General features: G+C 47.6%; 8 protein-coding genes, 4 rRNA genes and 1 riboswitch. Of the genes, 2 read left to right on the top strand and 10 right to left on the bottom strand.

Going from position 1 to position 15,901, the window contains the following annotated elements; all coding sequences use genetic code 11:
• Nucleotides 1-20: 20 nt before the first annotated feature.
• The 8 genes from ACZ481_RS00800 to gyrA all read right to left on the bottom strand — a co-directional run bounded on the left by ACZ481_RS00800 (nt 21) and on the right by gyrA (nt 11,345).
• Entirely contained in the window at nt 21-674 is a 654-nt protein-coding gene (locus ACZ481_RS00800) for a methionine ABC transporter permease (protein ID WP_464768310.1), read from the bottom strand.
• Nucleotides 643-1,698, bottom strand: a complete 1,056-nt coding sequence (locus ACZ481_RS00795; RefSeq protein WP_464768309.1) for a methionine ABC transporter ATP-binding protein — start codon at nt 1,696-1,698, stop codon at nt 643-645. The genes ACZ481_RS00800 and ACZ481_RS00795 overlap by 32 nt, the downstream gene beginning before the upstream one ends.
• Nucleotides 1,699-1,776: 78 nt before the next feature.
• Nucleotides 1,777-1,882: riboswitch (SAM riboswitch) on the bottom strand.
• Nucleotides 1,883-2,000: 118 nt separating this feature from the next.
• Nucleotides 2,001-2,738, bottom strand: a complete 738-nt coding sequence (locus ACZ481_RS00790; protein ID WP_464768308.1) for a SagB/ThcOx family dehydrogenase — start codon at nt 2,736-2,738, stop codon at nt 2,001-2,003.
• Between the two features lie 139 nt (nt 2,739-2,877).
• Nucleotides 2,878-2,994: ribosomal RNA gene (gene rrf / locus ACZ481_RS00785) — 5S ribosomal RNA — on the bottom strand.
• Between the two features lie 181 nt (nt 2,995-3,175).
• A 23S ribosomal RNA gene (locus tag ACZ481_RS00780) occupies nt 3,176-6,093 on the bottom strand.
• Nucleotides 6,094-6,430: 337 nt separating this feature from the next.
• Nucleotides 6,431-6,547, bottom strand: a 5S ribosomal RNA gene (rrf, locus tag ACZ481_RS00775).
• A gap of 279 nt (nt 6,548-6,826) precedes the next feature.
• Nucleotides 6,827-8,385 (bottom strand): 16S ribosomal RNA (locus ACZ481_RS00770).
• The 16S, 23S and 5S rRNA genes sit together here, the layout of an rRNA operon.
• A gap of 506 nt (nt 8,386-8,891) precedes the next feature.
• Nucleotides 8,892-11,345, bottom strand: a complete 2,454-nt coding sequence (gene gyrA, locus ACZ481_RS00765) for a DNA gyrase subunit A (RefSeq protein WP_464768307.1) — start codon at nt 11,343-11,345, stop codon at nt 8,892-8,894.
• Between the two features lie 187 nt (nt 11,346-11,532).
• On the opposite strand from gyrA, the gene ytaF reads away from it, so the two are divergent.
• Nucleotides 11,533-12,165, top strand: coding sequence for a sporulation membrane protein YtaF (gene ytaF, locus ACZ481_RS00760; RefSeq protein WP_464768306.1), 633 nt, complete (start codon nt 11,533-11,535; stop codon nt 12,163-12,165).
• Between the two features lie 91 nt (nt 12,166-12,256).
• The gene (buk, locus tag ACZ481_RS00755) at nt 12,257-13,330 is read left to right on the top strand and encodes a butyrate kinase (protein ID WP_464768305.1); all 1,074 of its coding nucleotides are present in this window, start codon (nt 12,257-12,259) and stop codon (nt 13,328-13,330) included.
• Nucleotides 13,331-13,386: 56 nt separating this feature from the next.
• Here buk and ACZ481_RS00750 read toward each other — a convergent pair whose 3' ends face one another.
• Nucleotides 13,387-14,688 carry a SpoVR family protein gene (locus ACZ481_RS00750; RefSeq protein ID WP_464768304.1) on the bottom strand — a complete coding sequence of 434 codons (1,302 nt, stop codon included), beginning with the start codon at nt 14,686-14,688 and terminating at the stop codon, nt 13,387-13,389.
• Entirely contained in the window at nt 14,688-15,893 is a 1,206-nt protein-coding gene (locus ACZ481_RS00745) for a YeaH/YhbH family protein (protein ID WP_464768303.1), read from the bottom strand. Before ACZ481_RS00745 ends, ACZ481_RS00750 begins: the two co-directional genes overlap by 1 nt.
• Between the last annotated feature and the right edge of the window lie 8 nt (nt 15,894-15,901).

Genomic DNA, 15,901 nt, shown 5'->3' with positions numbered 1-15,901 from the left:
CTGTATTCTGTTTCCATAGTTTAGCGTTTGTTAAGTTTATGGGCGAAGTAGTCGCCACTGGACTGGACAATCTGTACCAGCGCGATCAGGATAACAACCGTTGCCAGCATGACATCCGCTCTAAAGCGTTGATAACCATAGCGGATCGCCAGGTCTCCCAAACCGCCGCCGCCAATTGCACCAGCCATGGCCGAATAACCAATCAAACTGATTACCATTAATGTCAGCCCTAGTAATATAGATGGCAGGGCTTCCGGGATAAGCACCTTCAAGATGATTTGCCGGGGCGATGCCCCCATTGACTGCGCTGCTTCGACAAGTCCGGCATCCACTTCTTTGAGGGCTGACTCTACAACCCGGCCGACAAAGGGAATGGCCGCAATGGTGAGAGGTACGATCGCCGCATTGGTGCCGATGGATGTACCAACAATAATCCTGGTAAAAGGTATAATAGCGACCATCAAAATAATAAACGGAGTTGACCTGGCAGCATTAACTATTGCCCCTAAGGCCTGGTTAAAAACCAGGTTCTCTTTTATATGGCCCTTGCCGGTAATAACCAGGATTACCCCGAGCGGGATTCCCAGCAAGGCGGAGACCAGGGCTGAAACCGCTACCATATACACTGTTTCGCCAAAAGCCTCAGCCAGCAGCATAAGCATGTCTTGTGACATATCCAATCACCTCTGTTCCTAAATCTCTGGCCTGCAGATAATGCAGCGCAGCTTGAATATCCTCCTGTTTGCCTGACAGCTCTATAACCAGCGTGCCATAAGGTATTGCCTGTAAATGGTCGATATTGCCGGAGATTATATTGACATCAACGGCAAAACGCCTGATTAGGCCGGCAATAACAGGTTCATTCGTGGCCGTCCCAAAAAAAGATAAGCGCACAACCAGGTTGCTGCCGGCAACCGGCTGGTCTGATACCATCTCGGCCAAGGCTTCCGGCAATTTATTATTTACTACGGCTTTAATAAACTCACGGGCGGTGTCTGACTGCGGCCTGGTAAATACATCAAACACCTTCCCGGTTTCCACAAGCCGGCCGGCTTCAATTACGGCCACTTGATCACAGATTGCCTTAATGACATGCATTTCATGGGTAATCAAAACAATCGTCAAGCCGAGCTTTCTATTAATATCTTTCAATAAAGCCAGAATTGACTCTGTCGTCTGCGGGTCAAGGGCTGAAGTTGCCTCATCGCATAATAGCACTTTGGGCTCACTCGCCAGGGCCCGGGCAATGCCTACCCGTTGTTTTTGCCCGCCGCTGAGCTGGGCCGGGTAAACATCTTTTTTGTCAGACAAGCCAACAAGCTCTAACAGCGGCAGTACTTTTTTTATCCGCTCCGCTTTACCGATACCGGCAATTTCCAAGGGAAAAGCTACGTTGTCGAGCACGGTGCGCGAAGACAACAGATTAAAATGCTGAAAAATCATGCCGATGCTTTTACGGGCATCGCGCAATTGCGCTTCCGACAACGCTGTCATTTCCTGGCCGGCAACAAATACCTGGCCGGCGGTAGGACGTTCCAATAGGTTTATGCAGCGGATAAGCGTGCTTTTACCGGCGCCACTTTTGCCGATAATGCCATAAATCTCGCCCTGCTTTATAGCCAAAGATACATTATCAAGGGCGATTACCGCGCCGGAATCGCCGTTATATATCTTCTGCAATCCTGTTAATGAAATCATAGTAACTGCCTCCCTTTTATGCTGTACAAATAAAAAACCTCTTCGCAGTCGAAGAGGCATAATTCAAAAACTATGCATTCTTCATCTGCCAAACCCTTACAGGTTGCAGGAATTGGCACCGTTCGCTTTGCGATGGTTGCCGCGGCTTCATTGGGCCAGTCCCTCAGCCAACTCTTGATGAAAAATACTGTATTCTTTTTTTATTCTTGAGTAATAGTAACACAGGTATATGTAACTGTCAAGAATTTTTATTGGTCAGTAAGAGTGGGTTCCCTCTTCCCTATCGCCTGGTACTACATGGGTTATATTCTTTTCCCAACAGTTGCTACATAGACAGCAAACTGGTTATCGCCATCAATGACCAGTGCCGCATTAAGCTTATCATCATCAAAAGCGGCAATGGCGCACACGCCGCAATCCACTGCGGTTGCCGCCAGGTAGAGGTTCTGGCAGACATGACCGGCATCCAGGTGTAAATACCGGTAGCCGCGCTGGCCATAGCGGTAGGTCATACGATAAGCAGCTGCCGTCCAAATAAATGTAACTGCACTTGTCTTAACAAACTTTTGCCCCAGACATGCTTCTGTAATTATTTCGGCGATATTGCCTGTGGCCTCTAGCTTGGCCAATTGGTGATCAACCGCTAAGAACCTGTATAATCCCGGTTCCAAACCAGCAACCTGATTCACTAGCAGATACGTCTCAAAGGCGTGTCTTGCCCCGGCTGAAGGTACGGTTCTGAAGGTGACCAAATGCGGTTCAATCGACTTAACCCCTTGTGTGCACCACAGCAAATAAGAAAGCTCAGATAAAGACAATGCCTTGGCTGCATAGTTACGGACACTGGTCCGATGCTGAATCGCCTGGGTTAGGGAAATATCAGCCGTCCCCGAACTGTGATCTGGCAGATCGATCACAAAGCCGGTATTACCTATATCCATTTCCACCGGCGGGTGTGGCAAGCCCCGGGCCTGATCAGAATGTGTGGCAAATTTGTACTTGGTTTTCTCCATAAACTCTTTGCCTATTTTGCTTGCCATTTGATTAACCCTCCCTCGTGTAGATTGCCGGTTTGTACCTAATAATTATTATAATATAATATGGCAAATAAAAAAAGTTTTTGCAAACAGTCAAAACTTACGGTAAATAAAAAACACCTACATTCAGTAGGTGCTTTGCAACCAGCAACTTCCTAATCTCCCGGGCCGTTTCCAGCCAAGTACCTTCGGCGTTTGTGGGCTTAACTGCTGTGTTCGGTATGGGAACAGGTGGAACCCCACAGCTATCGTCACTGGATTTTTAAGCAGAGAACCAGGTTTTTAGGAGCGATAGCGACGCGGAAACCTGCGTGAATCGCTTAGTTCCAAGCGGAGCGCGGAACCTCCTAATTCTCCTCTCTTTATTCCCTGAAAACTTCACAGAAGATAAGCATTGCGCAATAATCATCGATGTTTGCACTTCATGCAAACGAGGGTTTAAAGTCAAGTCCTCGGCCTATTAGTACCAGTCCGCTCCATGGATCACTCCACTTCCACTCCTGGCCTATCAACCTTGTCTTCTCCAAGGGGCCTTACTTCTTGCGAATGACAGACCTCATCTTAAGGCTGGTTTCACGCTTAGATGCTTTCAGCGTTTATCCTTTCCGGACGTAGCTACCCAGCTCTACCCCTGGCGGGATAACTGGTACACCATGGGTCCGTCCACTCCGGTCCTCTCGTACTAGGAGCAGTTCCCTTCAAGTCTCTTACGCCCGCGATGGATAGGGACCGAACTGTCTCACGACGTTCTGAACCCAGCTCACGTACCACTTTAATGGGCGAACAGCCCAACCCTTGGGACCTACTTCAGCCCCAGGATGTGATGAGCCGACATCGAGGTGCCAAACCTCCCCGTCGATATGGACTCTTGGGAGAGATTAGCCTGTTATCCCCAGGGTAGCTTTTATCCGTTGAGCGATGGCCCTTCCACTCGGTACCACCGGATCACTAAGCCCGACTTTCGTCCCTGCTCGACTTGTCTGTCTTGCAGTCAAGCTCCCTTCTGCCTTTACACTCTTCGCGCGATTTCCATCCGCGCTGAGGGAACCTTTGGGCGCCTCCGTTACTCTTTCGGAGGCGACCGCCCCAGTCAAACTGCCCGCCTGACACTGTCCTCAGTTTCGTTACTCCTTGAGTTAGAACTCCAGTAAATAAAGGGTGGTATCCCAACATTGACTCCAACAAGACTTGCGTCCCATCTTCCTAGTCTCCCACCTATCCTGTACATCATTTACCAAAACTCAATGTCAGGTTGCAGTAAAGCTCCATGGGGTCTTTCTGTCCAGTCGCGGGTAACCTGCATCTTCACAGGTATTTCAATTTCACCGGGTCCCTCGTTGAGACAGTGCCCAAGTCGTTACACCTTTCGTGCGGGTCGGAACTTACCCGACAAGGAATTTCGCTACCTTAGGACCGTTATAGTTACGGCCGCCGTTTACCGGGGCTTCAATTCAAACCTTCGCGTTTCCACTAAGCTCTCCTCTTAACCTTCCGGCACCGGGCAGGTGTCAGCACCTATACGTCAGCTTTCGCTTTAGCAGGCACCTGTGTTTGTGGTAAACAGTCGCTTGGGCCTCTTTTTTGCAACTCATTCCCGCTTCGACCGCTTCTGGTCTACACGGTTTACAAGCTCCCCTTTTCCCGAAGTTACGGGGACATTTTGCCGAGTTCCTTAACGAGGGTTCTCCCGCGCACCTTAGGATTCTCTCCCCGCCTACCTGTGTCGGTTTACGGTACGGGCACCTAGTCTCTCACTAGAAGCTTTTCTTGACAGTCTGGGATCAGCAATTTCGCCATTATCTCTAACAGCTACCCGTCACTCCTCAGGCTTTACGCATCACGGATTTGCCTGTGATGCACCCTACAAGCTTAGACGCGAATTTCCATCCTCGCGCTTGCCTGCCCTCCTGTGTCACTCCCTCGCTCAAACGATCCTAGGTGGTACTGGAATATTTACCAGTTGTCCATCGCCTACGCTTTTTGCCTCGGCTTAGGGCCCGACTGACTCTGAGCGGACGATCCTTCCTCAGAAATCCTTAGGCTTTCGGTGGACAAGATTCTCACTTGTCTTTTCGCTACTCATACCGGCATTCTCACTTCTATACTCTCCAGCACTCCTTACGGTATACCTTCTCTGGGTATAGAACGCTCCCCTACCCATGTCGTTAGACATGCCATAGCTTCGGTTCCGTACTTTAGCCCCGGACATCTTCGGCGCAGCGACACTCGACCAGTGAGCTATTACGCACTCTTTTAATGGTGGCTGCTTCTAAGCCAACATCCTGGTTGTTTTTGTATCTCCACATCCTTTGCCACTTAGTACGGCATTGGGGACCTTAGCTGATGGTCTGGGCTGTTTCCCTCTTGACCACGGGTCTTATCACTCGTAGTCTGACTCCCAGGATTCCACTACAGGCATTCGTAGTTTGACAAGGTTCAGTAACCCATTAGGCCCCTAGCCCTATCAGTGCTCTACCGCCTGTACTTACTTCCTGAGGCTAGCCCTAAAGCTATTTCGGGGAGAACCAGCTATCTCCGCGTTCGATTGGCATTTCACCCCTATCCACAACTCATCCCAAAGCTTTTCAACGCTCACGGGTTCGGTCCTCCACGCATTTTTACCTGCGCTTCAACCTGGCCATGGATAGATCACTGCGGTTTCGGGTCTACACTATCCAACTTTCGCCCTTTTTAGACTCGCTTTCGCTTCGGCTCCGTGTCTTCCACTTAACCTTGCTGGATATTGTAACTCGCCGGTTCATTCTTCAATAGGCACGCCGTCAGCCTCCTACGGGCCTTCGACTGCTTGTAGGCATACGGTTTCAGGTTCTTTTTCACTCCCCTCCCGGGGTGCTTTTCACCTTTCCCTCACGGTACTATGCGCTATCGGTCGCCTCGAGTATTTTGCCTTGGAGGGTGGTCCCCCCTGCTTCCCACAGGGTTCCTCGTGTCCCGTGGTACTCTGGATTCCGGCCATTTCGCTCTGCCTTTCGCTTACAGGGCTGTTACCTTCTGCGGCCTACCTTTCCAGGTAGTTCGGCTAGGCCTGACGAAACTTCTGCCGGTCCTCAACCCCAGTCGACCGAAGTCCACTGGTTTGGGCTCTTCCCCGTTCGCTCGCCGCTACTTGGGGAATCTCGTTTGATTACTTTTCCTCCGGGTACTTAGATGTTTCAGTTCCCCGGCTTACCTCCCGACTTACGCCGGGTAATGGTGCATGACCACCACTGGGTTCCCCCATTCGGATATTCATGGATCAGGGCCTGCTTGCGGCTCCCCATGACTTTTCGCAGCTTACCGCGTCCTTCTTCGGCTCTTGGCGCCTAGGCATCCACCGTATGCCCTTACTAACTTGACTTCTAGCTCCGACTGTCTATAAGCCGCCATCTGCGTTGTTGCTCCTCAACCCGATTGTTTGCGTACGCGAGTACGCGGCACGGCTCGGGTTTCCGGGGCGCCTAGCATATGGCACCTTCTAGCCAGTCTCCGCCTCAACTTAAACTTTGCTTGTGACTAAGGTTAAGTCATTTTTTAAAAATCCTAATTGCGCTTCGTTAAGTTACTTCACATATTTGCATATGAGAGGTACTTTTACTTTGCTTTCTTCTGTGCAGTTTTCAAGGAACAGCGGAACATCTATGTTATCACAACCACTTGTGTATTTCAACAGGCAGGTTGTGGAACTTTTGTTCCGGAACCAGCAGCTTCCTAATCTCCCGGGCCGTTTCCAGCCAAGTACCTTCGGCGTTTGTGGGCTTAACTTCTGTGTTCGGCATGGGAACAGGTGGAACCCCACAGCTATCGTCACTGGATATCTTGTTTTCAGGAATATCTAGGTTATCATCGTTGCCTGTATGTTTCAACAAGTAACTTTTGCTAACAAAAGCATTCCCTCAAAACCAAACAATGTAAATGGATTTACTACAGCCACCGCATATGGTGCGTCTAGTATTTCCTGCATCAACCAAATGTACCGACCTGGAATGGAGCTCGCTTAATGATGTTCTTCGCTTATGCTCAGAACTAAGCGATTCACTCAGGTTTCCGCGTCGCTTTCGCTCCTAAAAACCTGGTTCTCTGCTTATCCCTAGAAAGGAGGTGATCCAGCCGCACCTTCCGATACGGCTACCTTGTTACGACTTCACCCCAATCATCGGCCCCACCTTCGACGGCTAGTTCCATTTCTGGTTACCCCACCGGCTTCGGGTGTGACTGACTTTCGTGGTGTGACGGGCGGTGTGTACAAGGCCCGGGAACGTATTCACCGCAGTATGCTGACCTGCGATTACTAGCGATTCCGACTTCACGGAGGCGAGTTGCAGCCTCCGATCCGAACTGAGAGCTTGTTTCTGCGTTTCGCTTGCCTTCGCAGGTTTGCTTCGCTTTGTTTAAGCCCATTGTAGTACGTGTGTAGCCCAGGACATTAGGGGCATGATGACTTGACGTCATCCCCGCCTTCCTCCGCATTCTCTGCGGCAGTCTCCCTTGAGTTCCCGCCTTTACGCGCTGGCAACAAAGGATAAGGGTTGCGCTCGTTGCGGGACTTAACCCAACATCTCACGACACGAGCTGACGACAGCCATGCACCACCTGTTTTCGCGTTACCCGAAGGTAAGGGATCTATCTCTAGACCTTTCGCTCAATGTCAAGCCCTGGTAAGGTTCTTCGCGTTGCGTCGAATTAAACCACATACTCCACCGCTTGTGCGGGCCCCCGTCAATTCCTTTGAGTTTCAACCTTGCGGCCGTACTCCCCAGGCGGGGTACTTATTGCGTTAACTCCGGCACAGAAGGGGTCGATACCCTCTACACCTAGTACCCATCGTTTACGGCCAGGACTACCGGGGTATCTAATCCCGTTCGCTCCCCTGGCTTTCGCGCCTCAGTGTCAGACACAGTCCAGAAAGTCGCCTTCGCCACTGGTGTTCCTCCCAATCTCTACGCATTTCACCGCTACACTGGGAATTCCACTTTCCTCTCCTGCACTCAAGCCTGGCAGTTTCCTGCGCCCATACGAAGTTGAGCTTCGCACTTAGACACACGACTTATCAGGCCACCTACACGCCCTTTACGCCCAATAATTCCGGACAACGCTTGCCACCTACGTATTACCGCGGCTGCTGGCACGTAGTTAGCCGTGGCTTCCTCCTTTGGTACCGTCATTACCCCATATTATTTACATAGGATACGTTCGTCCCAAACGACAGAGCTTTACGACCCGAAGGCCTTCTTCACTCACGCGGCGTTGCTCCGTCAGACTTTCGTCCATTGCGGAAGATTCCCCACTGCTGCCTCCCGTAGGAGTCTGGGCCGTGTCTCAGTCCCAGTGTGGCCGTTCATCCTCTCAGACCGGCTACTGATCGTCGCCTTGGTGAGCCGTTACCTCACCAACCAGCTAATCAGACGCAGACCCATCTCTCAACGATAGCTTATATATAGAGGCCATCTTTCTTATCTCCGTCATGCAACGAAGATACCACATTCGGTATTAGCACCACTTTCGCGGTGTTGTCCCCAGTTGAGAGGCAGGTTGTCTACGCGTTACTCACCCGTTCGCCACTAAGTAGCTATTGCTAACTACTCCGTTCGACTTGCATGTGTTAGGCACGCCGCCAGCGTTCGTCCTGAGCCAGGATCAAACTCTCCAATAAAATGCTGCAATCACATAGTGACTACATTTATATTGAAGCCGTTTTATCGGCTCAATTCAATCAAAATTGTTGTTGGTTGTGCTGCATGGCAGCACACCGCACATCTGGCTTTTAATGATGCATTTCTTTACATTGTTCAGTTTTCAGGGAACGACGCGCATGGATGCGCTAGGATCACGGGCGTATCATGGACGATACGCTCTGCCCGGGACCGACGTGCGCATCATGTTAATACGCTTGCATTCATTATTGTCTTGCTTACTGCTGAATGCGACAGCTTTTATATGTTATCACGTTTACGTGAACGTGTCAACAGCGTTATTTTGATTAAATTTTCCTGCCATTATTCATACTTGGTTATTATTACCTTATAATTGAATCGACTTAAATATATTAGCACGCTAGGCCTGTTTATGTCAATAGCGTTTATAAGAATCTACCACAATCAGAACCATTGTAAATGACAAATAAACCAGGCTGGTGCATCAGCACCAGCCTGTTGAGAATTAATCATTATTCGCTTTTTTTTCCACAACTGCTAACGCCACAACCTGATCATCTTTATCTGTACGCATAACTTTAACACCTTGGGTGCTGCGGCTAGTTACCGATATTGTATCAATCTCCATCCGGATAATAATACCGTCACTGGTTATCAGCATCAGTTCCTGTCCGGGTTTAACCACCTTTATGCCGATAACATGACCAATTTTTTCGGCCGAATTTGGTTTAATATTAATAACACCCTTGCCACCGCGGCCTGTTATCCGATATTCACTAATAGCTGTACGCTTACCATACCCTTCAGAGGTTACTGTCAATACTTCGCCGTCTTTTTTCACTACCTCCATGCCAATGACCTGATCACCGGCCTCAAGGTTAATACCGCGAACCCCATGAGCTGTCCGGCCCATGACCCGTACATCCGATTCGTGGAAGACAATAGCCTTACCATCCCTGGTACCCATGATGATATCATGCTCACCATTGGTGAGTTTGACACCAATTAAGTCGTCATCTTCATCCAGGGATATTGCGATCAAACCACCTTTACGGGCAGTATCAAACTCCATTAATTCTGATTTTTTGACAATACCTTTTTGGGTAGCCATAAATAAGTATCTTTTGGCGCTGAATTCTTTAAGTGGAATAACAGCCGTAATTTTTTCATCTTTTTCTACCTGTAGCAGATTAACAATGGCAGTGCCTTTAGCTGTTCGCCCAGCCTCCGGTACCTCATATCCTTTAAGCCTGTACATTCGGCCTCTGGTGGTGAAAAACAGGAGATTATGATGGGTTGTCGCCACAAAGAGATGTTCAACAAAATCCTCTTCTTTGGTTCCCATCCCGGTTACACCCTTGCCGCCCCGCCGCTGGCTGCGGTAGGTATCAACAGGCAGACGTTTTATATACCCCTGATGAGTCAGAGTAATTACAATATCCTCTTCGGCAATAAGGTCTTCCATATCCATCTTAGATACGTCACTGGTAATTACGGTACGCCGTTCATCGGCAAACCGCTTTTTGACATCCAGCAACTCTTCTTTAATGATATTCATTACCTTACCCTCGTCAGCCAGTACAGCTTCCAGCCATTCGATAGTCTCCAGAATATCCTTGTATTCGTTCTCAATTTTTTCACGTTCAAGGCCGGTTAAGCGCTGGAGACGCATATCTAAAATAGCCTGGGACTGCTTCTCACTGAGGTCAAACGCATCTATTAAAGCATTTTTAGCAATTTCCGGGGTTTGCGACTGTCTGATCGTCTTAATAACCGCATCCAAATGATCCAATGCAATTTTTAAGCCTTCTAAAATGTGAGCCCGGGCCCGGGCTTTATCCAGCTCAAACTTTGTCCTGCGCACAATGACATTTTTTTGATGATCAATGTAATGTTGGAGAACTTCCAACAAATTTAATACCTTGGGGCGGCCGTTAACAAGGGCCAGCATATTAACCCCAAAGGTATCCTGCATTTGCGTGTGTTTATAAAGCTGATTTAAAACTACATCTGCATTGGCGTCACGCCTCAGCTCAATGACCACCCGCATTCCCTTCCGGTCGCTTTCATCCCGGAGATCGGTAATGCCCTCTATAGTCTTGTCGCGAACAAGCCCGGCAATATTTTCAATCATTCTGGCCTTGTTAACCTGATAAGGCAATTCAGTGACTAAAATACGCTGTTTACCACTGGACATATTTTCAATTCTGGCCTGGGCCCGGATTTTCACACTGCCCCGACCAGTGGTATATGCCTGGCGAATGCCTTCACGGCCAAGGATTAACGCTCCCGTAGGAAAATCAGGACCTTTTATCGCCATCATGATTTCATTGATAGTCACTGCCGGATTATCAATCATCATGACCAGACCATCAACCACTTCTCCCAGGTTGTGGGGGGGAATGTTAGTTGCCATGCCAACAGCGATACCGGATGAACCGTTAATCAACAGGTTAGGAACTTTTGCCGGCAGTACTGACGGCTCTTTTAATGATTCATCATAGTTGGGAACAAAATCAACCGTATCTTTTTCGATATCAGCCAGCATTTCTTCCGCAATCCGCGACATGCGCACCTCAGTATAACGCATGGCTGCCGCCGAATCACCATCAACAGAACCAAAATTACCATGACCGTCAACCTGCATATAGCGGGTAGAGAAATTTTGCGCCATTCTAACAATGGCATCATATACCGAAGAATCACCATGAGGATGATATTTACCCAAAACTTCACCGACAATACGCGCTGATTTTTTATATGGCTTATTAGCAGCCATACCAGCTTCATGCATAGCATAAAGTATTCGCCGGTGAACAGGTTTAAGGCCATCACGCACATCAGGCAATGCCCTCATAACAATTACACTCATCGCATAATCGATATATGAATTTTTCATTTCGTCTTCAATGTTGATAGGCAATACTTTACCTAAACCTAAATCTAAACCATCTTCCACAAAACCACCTCAATACTCGACATCTTACTATATTTTCCCCACATATGCAAAAAAATCCTGCAAAAATCATTACAGCCAATAAAAAGTATCTCATGGCCATGGACTTGTAACCGCTGTTCCCTGTATTCCATATACTAAACGTGAAAAAGAAAACCGTTTTTAAAATACAACAGGAGGCATATACTTTATGAGCATCTTTTATGTACTACTGCTTGGCTTCGCTGTCAGTATCGACGCTTTTGCCGCCGGCGTAGCTTACGGCATAAAATCAATAAAAATGCCGGCAAAATCATTGGCGGTGATCGGTGTGATCACTGCGCTTTTCACCAGTACTGCCATCACCCTTGCTTATTACTTAGGGTCATTTGTTAATACCGCAGTGGCTGTCACTGGCGGATCATTGCTTTTAATTGCTATTGGCGCCTGGAACATATTCCAGGAATATATTGCTAAAAAAACCGCACTGCAGAAATCCTTAACGGAAACTCCGTCCCTAAAACTCCGTATCGGGCGTATCGTTATCAGTATTATGAGTGATCCAGAGACCGCTGATATTGATTGTTCCCGTTCTATCAGCCCAGCTGAAGCTATACTGCTCGGCTTAGCCCTGGGTATTGACAATTTGGTTGCAACTTTTGCCGCTGCCCTGATTAATCCGCTCCCCCTCTATACTCCGGCAGTCATGGCTTTTATTCAAATGTTGCTGATTGCTGTGGGAATTAGTGCTGCCGCCCGCTTATTTTCCGATGATCTAAGAAAACGGGTTCCTTATGTTCCTGGCGCAATTTTAATTATTCTGGGGATTATACGCCTGGTTTAACCAGGTATTTTTATTTCCTTTATTGTGCTTAACAAACTATAGCTTTAAGACTACAATAAGGATATAACATGGATGCGATTAGGAGGTCATTATGACGTATCAAATTTTGACAATTAATCCGGGATCAACTTCGACTAAGATTGGCTTATACCATGACACCAAAGAATTTTTTGTCCAGAATATCAGCCATAACGCCACAGACATTGCCCGATTTTCCAGTATTGCCGATCAGATACAGTTTCGTCTGGAAAATATAAATTCTTTTTTAGCCAGTCAAAATGTTAGTCCTGCGGATTTTGCAGCGGTGGTTGGCCGGGGCGGCCTGCTAAAACCAATGGTAAGCGGTACTTATCAGATTAACGACTGTATGCTGGCGGATTTGAAACAAAACCGTTACGGAGCCCATGCCAGCAATCTTGGTGCTATCCTGGCCGACTTTATTGCCCGGCAGGGCGGCTGCCCCGGCTATATTGTCGATCCCGTGGTTGTTGACGAACTGGCACCTGTAGCCCGTATTACCGGCCGGCCTGAAATAAGCCGCAAAAGTATTTTTCATGCCCTTAACCAAAAAGCTGCTGCCAAACGTTTTGCCAAAAGCATAAATCGTCCCTATGACAGCCTCAATCTGATTGTGGCCCATCTTGGCGGCGGAATTTCGGTAGGCTGCCATGCGTTTGGGGAAGTTCTCGATGTGAATAATGCCCTTGATGGCGAAGGGCCTTTTTCACCGGAACGGGCCGGAACGCTGCCGGCCGGACAACTTGCGGCCAAAGTTATTAAGGAAAAGCTGGACCAGCAAGCTATCGCCAGGTTATTAGCCGGCCAAGGCGGCCTGGTAGCTTATCTGGGTACTAATGATGTACGCGAGGTTGAACACCGCGCGGCTGCCGGTGATAAGCAGGCAACACTTATCTATCAGGCTATGATTTATACCATCGCCAAAAGTATTGCGGCGGCGGCCGTACCGGTCTGTGGTAAAGTCGACCATATTATTCTGACAGGCGGTATTGCCTACTCGGAGCAGCTGACAAACAAGCTTAAAGAGTATATCGGTTTTATTGCACCTGTTACTGTTATGCCTGGTGAAAATGAATTACAGGCTCTGGCCGAAGGCGCTTACCGGGTTCTTACCGGTGAAGAAGCAGCCCGGGAATACATATCATAACAAATGCCCCCTTGCTTAAGGCAAATTGCCTGCTGGCAAGGGGGCGTTTGTTTTATTTACAAATCCCAGACAGATACAATTTTATCGTCAGTACACCGGATAACCTTATCCCGGTTATTCAGCTTAGTCTTTAAATCCACCTTACCGCCCCATAAATCAGCGATATATTTTACCGTCTCTTTAGCATAATTCATTTCTAATTCCCGCCCGTCATAAACATGCTCAAGGATCAATACTCCATTTTCAACACCTTGAGGATTTATTTCCGGCACCATGCCCAGCCCCACTGAATTTGCTAATTCATCTCTAATCGCTTGCCAGCCCTCTTCATCAGCTATCTCAGACACGATAATGTCAACGCCTCGCACCTTATAATTAAATAAAAACAACTCTTCGCACAACTGCCTGTTTAAATACCGCCGCACAAAGGACTGGTCGCGCTCTTGCGCACGTATCTCAAATATTTTTTCCCGACCAACAGTTTTATCAAGATATTCAAAGATTTTAAAGCCGATAAAATAGGGGTTAATACTGCCTTCAAATGGCCTGATAACCATATTATGACGCTGTAGAAATTCAAAGTGCAGTCCCTGGGCCAGCTTCATTTGATTGAGCAGCAGATAATGCCAGTAACTCGCCCAGCCTTCATTCATTATTTTCGTTTCCATCTGGGGCAGAAAATAGAAGGTCTCCTCTCTGACTATATTAATTAGATCCTTCTCCCAATAGGCCAGTTTACCGCGTTCACTTAAATAGCCCAGCAAATCACACTTTAACCGCTCAGGAATCTTATCCGGCGTCTCCTGCGCCAGCTCAGTTCTGCTGGGCAGTTTTCCCTCGCCTGTTCTCCTAACCTGAAATCGGAGTGCATGAGCAGCATCAAGAATGCGCTCCACTTTTTTGGGTCCGATACTGGGATCGGCAATATAGTCCCGTACCCTGCCGGCATGACTTTTGAACATTTCAACAGTCAGTTCCGCCCGGGTGTTTTGTTTAAATAGACGGTTATTTTTAAAAAAGTCATTATGCCCGTATACATGGGCAATCGTCAATATCTGCAAAAGCAACGTGTTTTCCCGCATTAAATAGGCAAGGCAAGGATCGGAATTAATTACCATTTCATAAGGCAAACCGGTCAGATTATAGCTGTAAAAGGTTTTTTGCCGTTCATAGGTTTTACCAAAACTCCAGTGGGGATAATGGGAAGGCATACCGACATAGGCTTCATAACATAACATATCCTCATAGCTGCAAATTTCAAATTGCTGCTCATAGCAATCAAGGTTATTGTCTTTAATCAATCTTTCAATTTGGTCATTCCAGTTTTGCAGCTCACTGATTGTATATTCTGCCGGCATTACAATTCACCTCCGGTTGCTGACCCGGTTTCTGTTTCCTTTTCCAGCACCCTTTTAAAAGCCGGCCAGATATCATCTTTGCTGCCCATAGAGACAATAATAAAATTTTCATCCTTGACTTTTTGTTCTAATTCGCGGCGAATCGTTGCTCCATAACCGTAATTGGCAAGTATCTCCACATAGCCAAATAAATTACTGACGCCAGCCAACTCCCTTGCTCTGTCAATCGTTCTTGGATTATCTTCTGTCCAGTTATCGCCGTCTGTACAATGAAAACAATAGATATTCCAAATGGTAGGATTGTAACGCTGTTCAATAATATCAAGCGCCTTTGCATAGCCACTCGATATCATGGTGCCACCGGATTCACCGTGATGAAAAAACTCCCTTTCGTTTACTTCTTTGGCCTCGGTGGTATGGGCAATGAATACGACTTCCACCTGCTCATATTTCCACCGCAAAAATTGGTACAACAAAAAATAGAAACTGCGGGCCAAATATTTCTTGCTCTGGTCCATGGAGCCGGAAACATCCATGATACAAAAAACCACCGCATTCGAGTGCCGCCGAACATCTTCCTTAACCCGGAAGTAACGCAAGTCATCTTCACGAAAAGGCACTCGCGCCCGCTGCGGGGAGTTATCCTCTACATCAGATTTTATAAATACTTTTTCCCGAATAAGGCCTTGCTGGCGTTTGAGTTTTTCTACTATTGTGCGCTTTTTAGCCAAACGCGGCGGAATCCCTTTGCGCTGATAACCTGCTTTTTTAAATTTATATTCAGACTCCTGCAAGGCAAATTTTTTCCGCTCAAGATCAGGCAGTTTAATATCCTCAAACATGTAGTTAATGATTTCATCCATGGTGATTTCAATCTCATAGATGTCCTCACCCTGTTCACTGCCAGCCTGCCCCATCCCTTTTTCCTGCTGGTTATTACTGCGGCCAATCACCTGCCCACGCTGTTCTTCGCCTGTGCCCGTGGCTGTTCCGCCATTGTTTTTTCCATAGATAAACTGGTATTCTTTGATGCCTCTAACCGGTATTTTGATTTTCTTATTTTTGCTTTGGCCAATGATACTTTCATCGGCAATAATTTCACCCATATTCCGCTTAATAGCATCCTCCACCAGTTCCCGATGACGCTTGCGATCATATTGAGAGCGGTCTGACTGGCCGGTACGTCCTTCTTTAAAAATTGCCATAGGTCACC

It is taken from the genome of Sporomusa intestinalis, from assembly GCF_055383785.1.
Note: the sequence above shows the minus strand (reverse complement) of the source record. Positions and strands in the feature narration are given on the sequence as shown.